This window comes from Chelativorans sp. M5D2P16 (assembly GCF_034427935.1).
Classification (GTDB): domain Bacteria; phylum Pseudomonadota; class Alphaproteobacteria; order Rhizobiales; family Rhizobiaceae; genus Chelativorans.
In genome coordinates this window covers 144,100-159,884 of record NZ_JAXQNM010000038.1, presented here as the reverse complement: position 1 = coordinate 159,884, position 15,785 = coordinate 144,100, and the positions used below count along the sequence as shown (strand labels likewise).

The window sequence follows — 15,785 nt, the reverse complement described above, 5'->3', positions numbered from 1 at the left end:
CGCCACTTGCCCCGTGTTGCCGACCGGGCCATTCCCCGATAGGTATCGGTGAGGCCGGTCACGGTTTTCGAGAATGCCGGTTAGCACGGACATGACGACATGCAAACGGATGTGGTGAGAATCGGAACGCGCGGCAGTGCCCTGGCGCTGGCCCAGGCGGCGGAAGTGCGTGCACGGCTGATGGCCGCGCACGACCTGCCGGAGGAGGCGTTCGAGATCGCCGTCATCCGCACCAGCGGCGACCGGATCCAGGACCGGCCCCTGTCGGAAGCCGGCGGCAAGGGGCTCTTCACCAAGGAGATCGAGCAGGCGCTCATCGACGGCCGCATCGATCTGGCGGTGCACTCGTCCAAGGACATGCCCACCGTCCTGCCGGAGGGACTCGAGATTTCCGCCTTCCTGGAGCGGGAGGACGTGCGCGACGTCTTCATCGGCCGGCGGGTCGAGCGGCTGGAGGACCTGCCGCGAGGGGCGAAGCTCGGCACGTCCTCGCTGCGCCGGCAGGCGCTGGCGCTCAGGCTCAGGCCCGATCTCGAGGTCGGCATGTTCCGTGGCAACGTGCAGACGCGGCTGAAGAAGCTGGAAGACGGCGTCGCCGAAGGCACACTTCTGGCTCTGGCGGGATTGAAACGGCTGAAGATGGAGCACGTGGCGAGCGCCGTCATGGACCCCGAGACCTTTCCGCCTGCGCTCGGCCAGGGTGCCATCTGCATCGAAACCCGCGTCGGTGACGCCCGGGTCGGAGGCGTGGTCGAGACGATCCGTCACGCGCAGACGGGCGCGGCGCTTGCCTGCGAGCGAGCCTTCCTCGCCGCGCTCGACGGCTCATGCCGCACGCCGATCGCGGGCGAGGCGAAGGTGCAAGGGAAGAACCTGCGCTTTTCCGGCATGATCCTGACGCCGGACGGGCGCGAGGCGCACGAGATCGCCGGCGAAGGCAGCGTGGACGACGCCGCGGAGATCGGCGCGGATGCCGGAGCGCGCATCCGCGAGAAGGCGGGCAACCGCTTTTTCGATTCCTGGGACTGAAGGACTGCCGATGGCCCGCGTGCTCGTGACCCGGCCGGACCCCGGTGCCACGCGCACCGCCGAAAGGCTCAAGGCGCTTGGCTTCGAGCCGGTGGTGCTGCCGCTTACCGAAATCACGCCCGTGAGACCTTTCACTCCGCCACGGGGGCAGTTCGGCGCGGTGGCCGCTTCAAGCGCCAATGCCGTGCGGTATGCGCCGCCCGAATTTCTGCGGGGATTGGCCGGTCTGCCTGTCTTTGCCGTGGGGGAGGCGACCGGCGCGGCCGTCCGGGATGCAGGGCTTGGACCCGTCGACGAGGGCGCCGGGGATGCGCGGGGCCTCGTGAAGCGTATCGCCGGCGCGATGGCACGCGAAAGCAGGGTTCTCCTTCTCTGCGGAAAAGTGCGGCGGGACGTGTTGGAGGAGGAGCTTGCCGGCGCCGGCCTCGCGCCGGTCGTCTGCGAAACCTACGATACGCGGCCGCTGTCGCCCTCCGCGGGTACTGTGGAGACGGCGTTTCGGGGACTCCCGGTGGATGCGGCGCTCTTCTATTCCGCTCTCGCCGCGCAGACGTTCTCGGAGCTCATCGGCCGGGCGATCCCGCGTGAACTGATCGAAAACGCCTGCCTCTATGCCCTTTCTCCGCGAATCGCCGAGGCTTTACCGCGGGAATTGCGTGCCGCGGCGGTGGTGGCGCGGGAACCGAACGAGGCAGCGATGCTTTCTCTGCTGGAAAGTCGAATATGACGCAGGACTCTGGCCATGTTGCTCTCCTATGGTAGTGAAGGTGCTGCGCTGCACCAGTGCGCACGGATAGGAACTGCCAGCGGAGTGCCTGATGGCCAAGACACCTAGGACACGCCATTCCAAGACGAAGCGGGACCCGGTAACGATCGATCTGGAAGCCGATTCGGTGGAAGGCGCGCCCGGTGAGACGGCCGAAACGGAACAGCCGCGGGTTGAGGAGACCGAATCACCTTCGCACGAAACAGGCGCCGCCGATACCGAGAAGCCCAATGTCGAGGCGCAGGCGGATGCGGATGACGGCACTCCACAGGAGGAGCTGGGACCGGTCGAAGGAGAGGCGGCTCCCGAAAGCGAGGGGCCGCCGGCATCCGAGCCACCGCCGTCCGAAACTCCGGGAGAGGAGAAGCCGCGCGGCAGGACGGGTTCGATAGCGCTCGCGGTGATCGCCGGTCTGGTCGGCGGAGGTGTCGTTGCCGGCGGCATGCAGGTCTTCGAAAGGATGCAGGACGGCGGTGCGGGTCCCGACCCGGCGGTGACCGAGCTTCGCCAGGAGATGGAAGCCTTGTCGGGCGAGGTTGCGCAGTTGCGCGAGGCGGCGCCGGCCGGGACGTCCGGGGAAGCGCTGGAACAGGCGCTTGCCGGACCTCTCCAGGAGATCGCGGATCTTCGCCAGGGCCTCGCGGCGCTGCAGGACGCCGTCTCCTCGGGCGGCGCTGGGGAAAATGCCGGCCTCGAGGCGCTGGACACCCGCATTGCCGAACTGGAAAGCCAGGTGGCGACACTTGCCGAGGCCGGCGCCCAAGGCGCGGGCAACGGCGAGACGAGCGAGCGCATCGCGGCACTCGCCTCGGAACTGGAAGGCCTGCGCGAAGCGTCGGCGGCAGCACAGCAGGCAGCGGAGGCCAATGCCGAGCAGCTACAGGCGTTGAGCGGCAGGCTCGATGCGCTGACGGCACGGTTCGAGGAGATGGACGAGGGCCCGCGCCTGGCACTAGTGGTCGCCGCATCGGCGCTTCGCGCGGCGGTGGAACGCGGCGAACCTTTCGCGCGCGAGCTCGAAACTTTCGCCTCGCTTTCCCCGGAGGCCGAGGGGCTCGCCGACCTTCGCCCCTATGCGGAGACCGGCATTCCCACCCGCGCGGAACTGGCCGCCGAGGCGCCGCAGGCGGCTTCGCGCATTGCCGAGGCGGTTTCCCCTCCTGCGGGGGATGCCGGTTTCCTGGACCGCCTGATGGCGAGCGCGCGCTCCGTCGTCACGGTAAGGCCGGTGGGCGAGGTCGAGGGCAATGCGCCGGAGGCAGTCGCCGCGCGCATGGAGGCGGCGGTGGAGAGCGGCGATTACGGCCAGGCCCTTGCCGAATACGAATCGCTGCCGCCGGAGGCGCAGGAGGCGGCCCGCGCCTTCGCCGAAAAGCTGCGCGCGCGACAGGCGGCCGACCGGATCCTTGAAGAGACGCTCTCCAGCGTGTTGCAGCCGGCTTGAGGAAGACATTCATGGTTCGCGTCCTTTTCTTTCTTGTCGTCGTCTTCCTTGTCGGACTTGGCTTCTCCTGGCTGGCGGAACGGCCCGGCGACATCGTCATCACCTTCGCCGGCTACCGTTACGAGGTGTCGCTCGTGGTGGCCGCGGTGCTTCTGGTATTGGCCGTCGCCGCCATCATGTTCCTGTGGTGGCTCATTCGCAGCATCTGGAACACGCCGCACGCCGTGGCGCGCTATTTTCGCGCCCGCCGCCGCGACCGTGGCTATCAGGCATTGTCCACCGGCATGATTGCCGCGGGTGCCGGCGATGGCGGCATGGCCCGGCGCATGGGCAAGCAGGCGGCGAAGCTGCTTCCGGCCGATCGCGAGCCACTGATCCGGCTGCTCGATGCCCAGGCGGCGCTCCTCGAAGGCGACCACGACGCGGCCCGCGGGAAGTTTGCCACCATGGCGGAAGATCCGGAAACGCGCCTGCTGGGCCTGCGCGGGCTCTACCTAGAGGCCGAGCGGCTGGGTGAGCGGGAGGCGGCCCGCCAATACGCGGCGAAGGCGGCGGAGGCCGCACCGCAGCTCGGCTGGGCGGTCGATGCCACGCTCGACGCCAAGACCCAGGAAGGAGACTGGCAAGGCGCGCTCCGCCTGGTGGAGAAGCAGAAGGGTGATCGCGAAACGCAGACCCGCCGCCGTGCCGTGCTCCTGACGGCGCAGGCGATGGAGCAGCTCGACGTCGATCCGGCCGCCGCCCAGGCGGCGGCGCTGGAAGCACACCGCCAGCTGCCGGACTTCGTGCCCGCCGCGGTGACCGCCGCACGGGCGCTGTTCAGGCAGAACGACCTGCGCCGCGGCGCCAGGGTGTTGGAGGCGGCGTGGAAAAAGGAACCGCATCCGGAGATAGCCGAGGTCTATGTACACGCGCGGCCGGGCGATTCCACCCACGACCGGCTTGTGCGGGCGAAGAAGCTCGGCCGGCTGCGGATGAACAATGCCGAATCGGAACTGGCGGTCGCGCGCGCCGCGCTCGACGCGGGCGAGTTCACGGAGGCGCGGCGCGCCGCGGAAGCGGCGGTACGGCTTTCCCCGCGCGAGGGTGCCTTCCTGCTTCTGGCCGATATCGAGGAAGCGGAAACCGGTGATCAGGGCCGCGTGCGCCACTGGCTCGCTAAGGCGGTGCGCGCACCGCGCGACCCGGCCTGGGTGGCCGACGGCTTCGTTTCGGAGCGGTGGATGCCCGCCTCGCCCGTGACCGGGCAGCTCGATGCTTTCGAATGGCGCGTGCCGGTGGAGCGGCTCGGCCAGGTTCTGGAAGGCGAAGAGGCGCTCGCGCTGCCGGCGATCGAAGCGGAGCCGCGCGAAGAAAAAACAGCCTCGGGAAGCGAAGACGCCGTGCCCGAAGAAACCGTGGTCACCGTGGAGGCCGAGCCGGCACCCGAGGCCACGGAGACGCCCGGGGAAGCCGAAGCGCCGCCGGAACCCGAAGAAGCACAGCCGGAGCCGGAGATCGATGAGGAGAAGCCGGCTGAGCCCGAGGAGCCACCGAAGGAGCGCGGGAAGGCGGCCGCTCCATCGAACGGCAACGGGGAGGACGACGAGGCGGCCCCGCCCCGCAAACGGAGCGAAGAAGCGCGCCCGCCGCTGCCCGATGATCCCGGCGTCGAACCGGAGGATGCGGAGCGGCAGGCCTCGTCGCGGTTTCGCCTGTTTTGATGTTCGTGTGGCGATGATCGCCAGTTCGGGGAACCGCACGGCCGCGTGATCATTTTTCTCACCTCGGCGCGATCCGGCGAAAAAAGACCTTGTTTGGCCGATGGCCGCTTCGCATGATGCAGACAATGCTTTCCAAAGGATTCGGATTTGTTCGAGCGTATTCTCTCTTTCCTGAAGGATCTGCCAGCAGGTGACGGCGGACCCCAGCGTCTGGACGTGGACGACCCCCGGGTGGCGGCCGCAGCACTCCTCATCCATGTGATGAACGCCGATGGCGAGCGCAGCGCCGAGGAGCAGAAGCGGCTGAAGGAGACGCTTTCGGCGGCCTACAATGTGAAGGGGCCCGAACTGAAGGCCCTGATGAAAGCCGGCGAAGAGGCGGAGGCGGAAGCCGTCGATCTCTACATCTTCACGAGCGTTCTGAAGAACAATCTGGACGAGGACGCGCGGGCCGAATTCATCCGGCTGATGTGGGAGATCGTCTATGCCGACGGGGAGCTGCACGAGCTTGAGGACAATCTGGTCTGGCGCGTGGCCGAGCTCATCGGCGTGGATACGCGCACCCGCGTGACGATGCGCCAGCGTGTCCAGCGGGCCGAAGGCGGGGAGGGAAACGCGTAGCCGTGCACATGGGCAGGGGGAACGCGAAAAAGATCCTGGTCGTCCTGCATCAGGAAATGTCCAGCCCCGGCCGTGTGGGCCAGCTTCTCGAACGCAGCGGGTTCAGCCTGGACATTCGCCGGCCGCCGCTCGGCGATCCCCTGCCCGACACGCTTGCCGAGCACGCGGGCGCCGTGATCTTCGGTGGGCCGATGAGCGCGAACGATCACGACGAGTTCGTGCAGCGCGAGACCGAATGGGTTTCCGTGCCGCTGAAAGAGGACAAACCTTTCCTCGGCATCTGCCTCGGTGCCCAGATGCTGGTCAACCATCTGGGCGGACAGGTCAAAAGCCACGACGACGGGCTGGTCGAGATCGGCTGGTATCCGCTTCGGGCGACCGAGGAGGGGCGGCGGCTCCTGCACTGGCCGGAGATGGTCTACCAGTTCCACCGCGAGGGCTTTTCGCTGTCTTCCGGCGCCACGCTGCTCGCGACGGCGGAGCACTATCCGAACCAGGCGTTCCGCTACGGCCGCAATGCCTGGGGCATCCAGTTCCATGCCGAGCTGACGCGGACCATGATGCAGCGCTGGGTGGTGCATGGCGCGCATCGCTTCGTGCTTCCCGGCGCCCAGCCCGGCCGCGACCATCTGGGCGGCCGCCTCATCTGGGATACCCATCTGAAGCAATGGCTGGTGGAGTTCCTCGAGATGGTCTTCGGCGCCGGCGCGCAGACGGGGGTGAAGGCCGGAGACGAGGCGGAGGCGCTTAAGCCCGTCGGACACAGGAAGGTGGGGCGGCGCGGCGTGGCGTGAGTAAGTAGTTTGTCAGAAGTAAAGCTGTTTGAACTTCCCAGAGAAATTTATACTCATTTCCAGCATGAATGGCGCCTCAAAGCGTTTGATCGTGTCATAAAGATTGGGCCATTGATGCACTATTACGGCACAACATCTGTGCATTGGCGTTTTTTGATACGCTGACGCTAATATAACGGCTTTGAGATTGGCGCTACGGAAGGCCTGTGCCTCAGCCTTGTTTTTGCGGATCCGTTGATCACCCGTTATAACGAGCCAGTCTTCATTACTTTTCGAAAGGTACGTCATCCATTCGATGTCGGTTGGGTTATGCAGGGGCAAATCGCGTATATGCACTCCCGCGTGGCCGCTTGCCTGGACAAAACCATCCAACGTGGATGCCATGACAGGTGACGTGCAGTTGTCAAATAGGACCTTCATGCAGCCTGCAGAAGATCCTCGTACTCCACCGCACGACGCATCGCTTGGCGAGAAACTCGCCAAAGTTTTGATGCATTATTGATGCCTTCGGTGTGGGCAGCTGCGGCCAGCGTGGCCGTGGGAACACCGCTTTCCGCTTCGATTGGTTGTCCAAACGAACGCTGGGGATCGATCAAAATGCCCTTTTGACGCGATAGGGGCCACCAACGCGACGGTGCGATTCCGTCGAATTCGACCCCTTTGAGGCTGGCGTCGAGGATGCGCTTGAAAGCGTATTGCCGCCGAAACAGATCCAACAGCTTCGTGTCGTTATTTTCGTCTGCAATCTCCAGGAAAATAGAACGCCCGTCGGTACGGAACTTGGTCGTAGACAGCGGGCGTTCGTCATCGACGTACTTACGTGCCTCTTCGATCGCGCGGCGGATCATATACGCACTTACACCCGCTTTCATAAAGGCGTCCGCAGCCCGCATTTCCATGAGATCTCTAAAGCCGAGAAAGATCGCATCGTCTTCCATGACGATTTGCGGACGCCAAAGTCTTTCGTATCGTTTTCCCTTGACGGAGTGCCCCCGCAGCCAACGTGTTATTTTCTTACTTGGCACGTGCAGAAGACGTCCCGCTTCTGTGGGCGTGTAAAGACCCATTCCGATGAAGTTATCGTTTCTCACTGCTGCACCCATCGCGTGTGGTTGATAAGATACCACGCATCGCCTCCCGACTGAATCCCCTAAACGTGCCTCAGTCCCAAGCTGAATTGAGGAAGTTACAAAATCCCATCCATCGCCGCCCGGCCCTCTGGCGGGCGGGTGGCAGGAGGCCTATATTGCGAACGGTGATCTGCGCCTCGCGACAGGAAATCATATCCCCGGGGCCTTATCGATCCGAAAGGGAGCTGTCCCTGGCCTTGCCCGTGGGCTTGGCTACACGGCGCCCACCTACCTTGTAGGTTCCCGGGATCGACATTCCATCGGTTGCCGTGGATCACCGTTTTCCCCCATGTCGTTCGTGTCGACGCGCCATGTCGTTGAGCGGCCTTTCCGTCGCACGGCGGTCGCCCTATGGTGCCGGCAAATGGTGAGCACATGACGACGACGGCAAGAGAGATAAAGCGCGCCCTGCGCGCGGAGGCGTTGGCGCGCCGGGACGCGACCGACCCGCTCTGGCGGGCGGAGGCATCCCTCGGCTTTGCGGAGGCGGCAGAGGTGATCGCACCTGCTCCGGGGACGGTGGTCTCGGGCTTCTGGCCCATGCGCTCGGAGGTCGATGTACGGCCCTTGATGGCGGCCTTGGCGGCAATGGGCGCTCGGCTCTGCCTGCCGGCGCTCCTCGACAAGACCACCATGATCTTCCGCGAGCTCAAGCGTGGAGCGCCACTCGTCGACATGGGCTTCGGAACCAAGGGGCCGGACGAGACGGCCGCCATGCTCGAGCCTTCGCTGATGCTCGTCCCGCTGGCGGCGTTCGACCGGCGCGGGCACCGTATCGGTTACGGCGCGGGCTATTACGACCGGGCGATCGAGCGGCTGCGGGAGAACGGACAGGCGCGGCATCTCATTGGTATCGCTTTCGATTGCCAGGAGGTGGCGGAGGTGCCCGACGAGCCGCATGACGTGATCATCCCGGAAATCCTCACCGAAAGCGGCTTGCGCAGCTTCGCCCCGCCCCTGTAAGAGCAGGGATATGCGACTTCTATTTCTCGGCGATATGGTGGGGCGCACCGGCCGCACCGCAGTCTGGGCGAAGCTGCCCGGCCTGATTTCCGACTTCAAGCTCGACTTCGTGGTGGTCAACGGCGAGAACGCCGCGGGCGGCTTCGGCATCACGGAGGAGATTTTCACCGCTACACTGCAGGCGGGCGCGGATGTGGTGACGACCGGAAACCATGTCTGGGACCAGCGCGAGGCGCTGGGCTTCGCGCCGCGCGAGGAGCGGTTCCTGAGACCCGCCAATTTCCCAAAGGGCACGCCGGGGCGCGGTTCGGGGCTTTTCACGGCACGCAACGGCGCGCGCGTCCTGATCGCCAACATCATGGGCCGCGTCTTCATGATGCCCGATCTGGACGACCCATTCCGCGCGGCCGAGGAGGAGCTTTCGGCCTGTCCGCTGGGCGCGCAGGCGGATGCGGCGCTGATCGATTTCCATGCCGAAGCCACCTCGGAAAAGATGTGCTTCGGCCATTTCGTGGACGGGAGGGTCAGCGCCGTCATCGGCACCCATACGCACCAGCCCACGGCCGATCACCAGATTCTTTCCGGCGGCACGGCCTACATCTCCGATGCCGGCATGTGCGGCGATTACGATTCCTCGCTCGGCATGGACAAGGAAGAACCGCTCAACCGGTTCACTACCAAAGTACCGAAGGGGCGCTTCGAGGCGGCCAACGGGCCGGCCACGATCTGCGGCGTGGGGCTGGAGATATCCGACCGGACCGGGCTTGCGGAGAAGATCGCGCCGCTGCGGCTCGGCCCGCATCTAGAAGAGGCGGTCCCCGTCTTCTGGCGTTGACGGGCGCGCAAACCGGCCTTACCTCTGCCGCGCAGCGATTTTTGATGAAGGATGCATTGGCCCATGGACTGGTTGCTTTCGCATTTCGATTTCGTCACCAGTCCGGAGGCTTGGGTCGCGCTGGTCACGCTCGTCGTTCTCGAGATCGTGCTCGGCATCGACAACCTGATCTTCATCTCCATTCTCACCAACAAGCTGCCCGAGGAAAACCAGGCCTTCGCGCGCAGGCTGGGTATCGGCGCCGCACTGGTGCTGCGGTTGGCCCTGCTTGCGACCATCTCCTTCATCGTGCAGCTCACACAGCCGGTGTTCACGCTGTTCGATCACGGGTTCTCCTGGCGGGATCTGATCCTGATTGCCGGCGGGCTGTTCCTGGTCTGGAAGGCGACCAAGGAGATCCATCATACCGTGGACCCGCACGACTCCAAGGAGAACATGGTCGGCGGAAAGGTGACGCTGGGCGTCGGTGCGGCAATCGTGCAGATCCTGCTGCTCGATCTCGTCTTCTCGATCGATTCCATCATTACCGCGGTGGGTATGACCGACCATCTGACCATCATGTTCATCGCCGTCATCAGCGCCGTCACGGTGATGCTCCTAGCGGCGGAGCCCCTGTCGCGTTTCATCGCCGCCAATCCTACCGTGGTCATGCTGGCTCTCGGCTTCCTGCTGATGATCGGCATGACGCTGATCGCCGACGGTTTCGGCTTCCACGTGCCGAAGGGCTACGTCTACACGGCCATGGGCTTCTCGGCGCTGGTTGAGGGCCTCAACATGCTGGCCCGGCGCAAGCGCGAGCGTGAGAAGGCGATGCAGGAAGAGGCCTGAGCGCCTTCAAACTCCGTCGAGGATGATGATCGTCGGCCGCTCGGGCAGCGTCGCCAGCGAGACGGTGAGCGTGCGGCCCTCGCGGAAATCCAGGTCGAAGCCTTCGCCCATCCTGCTCGTAAACGCACCGAGCGGCGTGGCATTGCGGTGCATGGGCAGGACGATGGAGGAGGAGAGCCGCCGCGTGATCTCGCTCATGCCGTCGAGCGACATGGTGAGCCCCCCATCGACCGGCACCATCACCACGTCCAGCCGTCCGATGGCGGCGTAGTGTGCATCCTCGAGCCGGTGATGCAGGTGACCCAGATGGCCGATACACAGGCCGGCCACCTCGAAGATGAAGATCGAGTTGGCATCCGGTTCGAAGACGCCGTAGCGGCGAATATCGGTGGTGACGTTGCGGATATAGACATCGTCGACCAGCAGCGAATGCCGCGCCGGCCCGCCTTCGGGGTTCCAGCCCCTGAGCACGTGCTCGATCGCGGGATCGGGACTCGGCGTGTGGTGCGTCGAATGCGCCTTGTTCATGGTGACGACATCCGGTGTCGGACTGGTGCCGTACACCCCGGCGAAGTCGGTGGCGATACGCACGCCGGCCGGTGTCTCGATGACGTAGGTCGAGTGACCGGCATAAGTGATCGTCACGTCCTGGGCGGCGACCGGCTGGAGATTCACATAGACGATGCCGGGCAGGGCGTTGGCCATGGCAAGGCAGGTGCTGGGCCGCGTTTCCTGCGCCTGGGCGGCAAGGGACGAGAGCAACAGGATGACGAGCGGTGCAATCAGGCGGAAGGCGAGCATCGGCTTCTCCCGGATCGACAGGCAGTCATCCTATCCAAAGATCCGCCGGTCCGCCATGCAGGGCGCCGTAACCATTGCGTGAGGCCGGCTTCTGGACGTTGCCGGGCGATTTCACTATAACGCCGGCAATCCATGAAATTTTGGAACCGTTCCGACAAAGGAGCCCCATGGCAGGCCATTCACAGTTCAAGAATATCATGCACCGCAAGGGCCGCCAGGACGCGGCGCGGTCGAAGATCTTCTCCAAGCTGGCGCGCGAGATCACCGTCGCCGCCAAGGCCGGTCTGCCCGACCCGGACATGAACCCGCGCCTGCGCCTTGCCGTTCAGAACGCCAAGGCCCAGTCCATGCCCAAGGACAATATCGAACGGGCCATCAAGAAGGCCTCGGGCAACGACTCGGAGAACTACGAGGAGGTCCGCTACGAAGGCTACGGGCCGGGCGGCGTGGCCGTCATCGTCGAGGCGCTGACCGACAACCGCAACCGCACGGCCTCCAACGTGCGCGCCGCCTTCACCAAGGCCGGCGGGTCGCTGGGCGAGACGGGCTCGGTCGCCTTCATGTTCGACCGGGTGGGCGAGATCGTCTATCCCGCTTCGGCGGGCGACGCCGACACGATGATGGAGGCGGCTATCGAAGCTGGCGCGGAGGACGTGCAGTCGGACGAGAACGGCCATGTCATCACCTGCGCCTTCGAGGACATTGGCGACGTCAGCACGGCATTGGAGCAGGCGCTTGGGGAGGCCGAGCGGGTGCGTCCGACCTGGCGGCCGCAAACCGGCACGCCCGTCGACGAGGAGCGCGCGCAATCGGTGCTCAGGCTGCTTGCCGTCCTGGAGGACGACGACGACGTGCAGAACGTCTACGCCAATTTCGAGGTCGACGACGAGACCATGGCCAAGCTGAGCGCAGCGTGAGGTAAGCGGATATGGCGCATCGCGTATTCATCACCTACTGCGTGCAGTGCAATTGGCTGCTCAGGGCCGGCTGGATGGCGCAGGAGCTTCTGTCCACGTTCTCGGAGGAGCTCGACGAGGTGGCGCTGCGCCCGGGCACCGGCGGCATCTTCGAAATCCATTGCGACGGGGAGCTTGTCTGGGAACGCAAGCGCGACGGAGGCTTTCCGGATGCGGCGGAGCTGAAGCGCCGTGTGCGGGACTGTATCAACCCCGAGCGCGACCTGGGACACGTGGAGCGCAGATAAGCCGGCGCCCCGGCTTTGAAACGTCGGTCAGAAAAAAGGGCGGTCCGGTCGGACCGCCCTTTCTCGTTCGTTCCGGCGTTCGCCGTTACTCGCGATTGCCGAGGAACTGAAGCATGAACAGGAACAGGTTGATGAAGTCGAGGTACAGCCTCAGTGCGCCCATGATCGCCTTGCGGCCCGCCACGAGCTGGCTGTCGCCTTCGTAGTACATCTCCTTGATCTGCTGCGTGTCGTAGGCAGTCAGCCCGGCGAACACGAGCACGCCGATCACCGAAATGGCGAACTGCAGCGCCGAGGAGCCAAGGAAGATATTGACGATCGAAGCGATGATGATGCCGATGAGTCCCATGAACAGGAAGGAGCCCATGCCGGAAAGATCACGCTTCGTCGTGTAGCCCCACAGCGACAGCGCGCCGAAGGAAGCGGCGGTGATGAAGAAGGTCCTTACGATGCTCTCGCCCGTATAGATGAGAAAAATCGACGACAGCGACAGCCCCATCAAGCCCGCATAGACCCAGAAGGTCGTCTGCGCCGCCGAAACGCTCAGCTTGTGAATGCGGAAGCTCATGAAGAAGACGAGCGCCAGGGGAGCGAGTATCAGCACCCAGCGCAAGGGCGACAGGTACACCGCGCTTCCGAAAGCAGTGAGAAGTGTGCCGTTGCCGAATTGCGCGACGGCGGCCGAGGGATCACTCGTCGTCGCCAGTGAAACGGTGCCCAAGGCCGCAAGCCCGGTAATTGCCAGGCCGATGGCCATCAGGTTGTAGACCCGGATCATATAGGCGCGCAGGCCCTCGTCGATGGCCGCGTCCGTGCGTGCGCCGGTCGCCACGCGGGCCTGATAGTTGCGAAGGTCAGCCATTGTTTCCTCTTTCTCGCACTCTCCCGTCGGGTGTCGGCCACACGGCCGCTCGCCGCTGGCGGGATTCCAGCATGCGTGGTTCAAATATGATATCTGTTCGTGTCAAGAGCAAGAGCCGCAGACACTAAAACGGACGGTTTGCCGCACGCGGCTCCACGCGGGGGAAATTGCCGGCTTTCTCTGCCTTTACAGGTTCCGCAGCACGGGAGCGGCCTTGTGGCCCAGCACGCGCCAGGTGCCGATCAGGCCGAAGCCGACGGTGAGCACCAGGGCGATGGCGACGGTCGAGAGGGCGACCTCGGGCAGGAAGGTCCAGGGCAGCGTCATGATGCGCGATACGACGTACCATGCCGCCACGCCGCCGGCCGCGAGCGCGAAGAGAGCCGTGGCGAGCCCGATCAGGAGATATTCCAGCGCGAAGGCCGAAATGAGCGTGCGCCGCGTGGCACCCAGCGTCTTCAGCACGACGGCGTCGTGCACGCGGGCCCGGTTGCCGGCCGCAAGGGCGCCCGAGAGCACCAGCACGGAGGCGATGAGTGCCACGGCCGCGGCGGCGCGGATGGCGGTGGAAAGCTGGGCGACGAGTTCGTTGATGACGTCGAGGGCGTCCTTTACGCGCACGGTGGTGATGGTGGGGAAAGCGCGCGTCACGGCGTTGAGAATCTGCGCCTCGTCGGCACTCGTGGCCTCGGGGGCCGTCAGCGTCGCCAGCCAGGCATGCGGCGCGCCGGCGAAGGTGTTGGGGGAAAAGACCATGACGAAATTCATGGCCAGCGTCTCCCATTCGACCTGGCGGAAACTCGCAATGCGCGCGGTGACGTCGCGGCCGAGAACGTTGACGGTCAGCGTGTCGCCGAGTTCGAGGCCCAGTTCGCGCCCCTCTTCGGCGGTGAAGGAGACAAGCGGCTCGCCGTCATAGTCTTCCGGCCACCACTCGCCCGCCGTGAGAGTGGAATTTTCCGGCTGGTTATTCGCATAGGTGATGCCGCGGTCGCCGCGCAGAACCCAGCCGCCCTCGGGCGGCACCTCGATGTCGGCCACGTTGACGCCGTTGAGCGAGACGATCCGTCCGCGCAGCATCGGCACCCGGATGAGCTTGCCGTCGGGTGCTTGCGCTTCCACCAGCGCCGTGAAGTCGTCCACTTCGTTCGCCTGGATGTCGACGAAGAAGAAGTTCGGCGCCACGTCGGGCAGGTTGCCGGCGATCTGCCGCCTGAGATTGCCGTCGATCAGCGCCAGGGTGGCCAGCAGGGTAAGCCCGAGGCCAAGCGACAGGACCACCGACGGCGTCAGCGCGCCGGGGCGGTGGATGTTGCCGACGGCAAGGCGCAATGCCGTGGAGCGGACGCGCGGGGCGCGTCGGGCCAGCGCCTGCACGGCCCAGCCGACACCACGCAGAACCAGGAAGGACGCCACGGTCGCAGCGACGAAGATCGCCGCGATACGGCGCTCGTCCGCATAGAATATGGCGAGGAAGGCGAGGCAGGCCGCAATCAGTCCGGCCGCCAGCATGTAGGCCGGCCGGGGCCAGCCCTTGCCGTCGATGCCCATCTCGCGAAAGAGCGCCGTCGCCGGCACGTCGCGGGCGCGGCCGAGCGGCAGAAGCGCGAAGGCGAGCGTGGTGAGCAGGCCGAACAGGGCGGCGAGGCCGAGTGCCCCGGGATAGAGGCCGCCCTGACCCGGCACGGGCAGCACCGAGGCGAGCATGGCGCTGGCGGCGAAAGGCATGAGGGCGGCGAGCACGAGGCCGGCGGCAATGCCGATCACCGCGATGATGAGGATCTGCAGAAGATAGACCGAGACGACGAAACCGCCCGCCGCGCCCAGGCTCTTGAAGGTGGCGATGACGGCCCGCTTGCCGTCGAGATAGGCGCGTACGGCATTGGCCACGCCGACGCCGCCGACCACGAGCGCGGTCAGCCCGACAAGGGTGAGAAACTGGGAGAAGCGCTCGATGTTGGAGGTCAGCGCGGGAGCGGCGTTGAGGCGGGTGCGGATGCTCCACCCGGCTTCGGGAAAGCGCTCGCCCGCTTCCTCGCGCACGGCCCGCAGATCGGCCTCGCTCGTCCCGTCTTCAAGCCGTACCTTATAGCTGTGCTCCACCAGGCTCCCCGGTTGGACGAGTCCGGCGGCGTCGAGCCCCTCGAGCGAGACCATCAGGCGTGGCGCGAAGCCGAAGCCGTCGGAAATCGCGTCCGGCTCGGTGACGAGCGCGGCGCGCAGCTCGAAGGTCTGGCCGCCGAGCATAAGCCGGTCGCCCACGGAAAGGCCCAGCCTGTCCAGAAGAAGCGGCGCGACGATCGCGCCGTAGGCCCCTTCCGACAAGCCGAAGAGCGCCTCGTGGGGAAGGGCGGGTTCGGTGACGAGACTGCCGTAGAGCGGATAGCTGCCGTCCACCGCCTTGACTTCGACCAACGCCTGGTCCGAGCCGTCGGGAAGCCGCGCCATGGAGCGCATGTTGGCGCTGACCGCAAGCTGGCCGAGGCTTTCGAGCCAGGCATGTTCGGCCTCGTCGGTCTCACGCTGGTTGAGTTCGAAGCGGATGTCGCCGCCCAGAAGCTCCTGACCCTGGGAGGCGACGCCGGTGCTGATGGCCCGGGCGACGGAATTGACGCCGCCGATCGCCGCCACGCCGAGGGCGATACAGGCGAGAAAGATGAAGAAGCCGGAGAGCCCGCCGCGCATCTCGCGAAGCGCAAAACGCAGCGCGAGCGCGGGGCCCGCGCCGGCGGCCGCCATGTCCCTCCGGGCATGGGAGAGGGGAGCGGACTTCTCGTCGATGGCCGAAGCGTCGGAGCGGTCCAT

16 protein-coding genes and 1 other RNA gene are annotated in these 15,785 nt (G+C 65.7%); 12 read left to right on the top strand and 5 right to left on the bottom strand.

Going from position 1 to position 15,785, the window contains the following annotated elements:
- Positions 1 to 99 precede the first annotated feature (99 nt).
- The 6 genes from hemC (at position 100) to SIN08_RS18485 (ending at position 6,357) form a co-directional block, all read left to right on the top strand.
- Positions 100 to 1,029, top strand: coding sequence for a hydroxymethylbilane synthase (hemC, locus tag SIN08_RS18510; protein ID WP_322453077.1), 930 nt, complete (start codon positions 100 to 102; stop codon positions 1,027 to 1,029).
- Positions 1,030 to 1,039: 10 nt separating this feature from the next.
- Complete coding sequence (locus tag SIN08_RS18505; RefSeq protein WP_322453076.1) at positions 1,040 to 1,756, top strand: uroporphyrinogen-III synthase; 717 nt, start codon at positions 1,040 to 1,042, stop codon at positions 1,754 to 1,756.
- A gap of 91 nt (positions 1,757 to 1,847) precedes the next feature.
- The gene (locus SIN08_RS18500; protein ID WP_322453075.1) at positions 1,848 to 3,239 is read left to right on the top strand and encodes a phage tail protein; all 1,392 of its coding nucleotides are present in this window, start codon (positions 1,848 to 1,850) and stop codon (positions 3,237 to 3,239) included.
- 11 nt (positions 3,240 to 3,250) lie between these two features.
- The gene (locus tag SIN08_RS18495) at positions 3,251 to 4,942 is read left to right on the top strand and encodes a heme biosynthesis protein HemY (RefSeq protein ID WP_322453074.1); all 1,692 of its coding nucleotides are present in this window, start codon (positions 3,251 to 3,253) and stop codon (positions 4,940 to 4,942) included.
- A 147-nt stretch (positions 4,943 to 5,089) separates the two neighbouring features.
- The gene (locus SIN08_RS18490; RefSeq protein WP_322453073.1) at positions 5,090 to 5,563 is read left to right on the top strand and encodes a TerB family tellurite resistance protein; all 474 of its coding nucleotides are present in this window, start codon (positions 5,090 to 5,092) and stop codon (positions 5,561 to 5,563) included.
- 8 nt (positions 5,564 to 5,571) lie between these two features.
- Complete coding sequence (locus SIN08_RS18485) at positions 5,572 to 6,357, top strand: glutamine amidotransferase (protein ID WP_322453298.1); 786 nt, start codon at positions 5,572 to 5,574, stop codon at positions 6,355 to 6,357.
- 12 nt (positions 6,358 to 6,369) lie between these two features.
- Here SIN08_RS18485 and SIN08_RS18480 read toward each other — a convergent pair whose 3' ends face one another.
- The gene (locus tag SIN08_RS18480; protein WP_322453072.1) at positions 6,370 to 6,777 is read right to left on the bottom strand and encodes a hypothetical protein; all 408 of its coding nucleotides are present in this window, start codon (positions 6,775 to 6,777) and stop codon (positions 6,370 to 6,372) included.
- Positions 6,774 to 7,484, bottom strand: coding sequence for a hypothetical protein (locus SIN08_RS18475; RefSeq protein WP_322453071.1), 711 nt, complete (start codon positions 7,482 to 7,484; stop codon positions 6,774 to 6,776). Before SIN08_RS18475 ends, SIN08_RS18480 begins: the two co-directional genes overlap by 4 nt.
- Before the next feature lie 127 nt (positions 7,485 to 7,611).
- On the opposite strand from SIN08_RS18475, the gene ssrS reads away from it, so the two are divergent.
- From ssrS to SIN08_RS18455, 4 genes are all read left to right on the top strand, one after another.
- Positions 7,612 to 7,767: non-coding RNA, 6S RNA (ssrS, locus tag SIN08_RS18470), on the top strand.
- A 95-nt stretch (positions 7,768 to 7,862) separates the two neighbouring features.
- Entirely contained in the window at positions 7,863 to 8,450 is a 588-nt protein-coding gene (locus SIN08_RS18465) for a 5-formyltetrahydrofolate cyclo-ligase (RefSeq protein ID WP_322453070.1), read from the top strand.
- A 10-nt stretch (positions 8,451 to 8,460) separates the two neighbouring features.
- On the top strand, positions 8,461 to 9,285 hold the full coding sequence (locus tag SIN08_RS18460; protein ID WP_322453069.1) for a TIGR00282 family metallophosphoesterase: 825 nt from the start codon (positions 8,461 to 8,463) through the stop codon (positions 9,283 to 9,285).
- 63 nt (positions 9,286 to 9,348) lie between these two features.
- Positions 9,349 to 10,113, top strand: coding sequence for a TerC family protein (locus SIN08_RS18455; RefSeq protein WP_322453068.1), 765 nt, complete (start codon positions 9,349 to 9,351; stop codon positions 10,111 to 10,113).
- A gap of 6 nt (positions 10,114 to 10,119) precedes the next feature.
- On the opposite strand, the gene SIN08_RS18450 is transcribed toward SIN08_RS18455, so the two are convergent.
- Entirely contained in the window at positions 10,120 to 10,914 is a 795-nt protein-coding gene (locus SIN08_RS18450; RefSeq protein ID WP_322453067.1) for an MBL fold metallo-hydrolase, read from the bottom strand.
- 167 nt (positions 10,915 to 11,081) lie between these two features.
- On the opposite strand from SIN08_RS18450, the gene SIN08_RS18445 reads away from it, so the two are divergent.
- The gene (locus SIN08_RS18445; protein ID WP_322453066.1) at positions 11,082 to 11,831 is read left to right on the top strand and encodes a YebC/PmpR family DNA-binding transcriptional regulator; all 750 of its coding nucleotides are present in this window, start codon (positions 11,082 to 11,084) and stop codon (positions 11,829 to 11,831) included.
- A gap of 11 nt (positions 11,832 to 11,842) precedes the next feature.
- A complete protein-coding gene (locus tag SIN08_RS18440) occupies positions 11,843 to 12,118 on the top strand; it encodes a SelT/SelW/SelH family protein (RefSeq protein WP_322453065.1) in 276 nt (91 codons plus the stop codon).
- An 85-nt stretch (positions 12,119 to 12,203) separates the two neighbouring features.
- Here the strand turns inward: SIN08_RS18440 and SIN08_RS18435 are convergent, their stop codons facing one another.
- Together SIN08_RS18435 and SIN08_RS18430 are read right to left on the bottom strand one after the other, a co-directional pair.
- Complete coding sequence (locus SIN08_RS18435; RefSeq protein ID WP_322453064.1) at positions 12,204 to 12,980, bottom strand: Bax inhibitor-1/YccA family protein; 777 nt, start codon at positions 12,978 to 12,980, stop codon at positions 12,204 to 12,206.
- 186 nt (positions 12,981 to 13,166) lie between these two features.
- The gene (locus tag SIN08_RS18430; RefSeq protein WP_322453297.1) at positions 13,167 to 15,719 is read right to left on the bottom strand and encodes an ABC transporter permease; all 2,553 of its coding nucleotides are present in this window, start codon (positions 15,717 to 15,719) and stop codon (positions 13,167 to 13,169) included.
- Positions 15,720 to 15,785 lie beyond the last annotated feature (66 nt).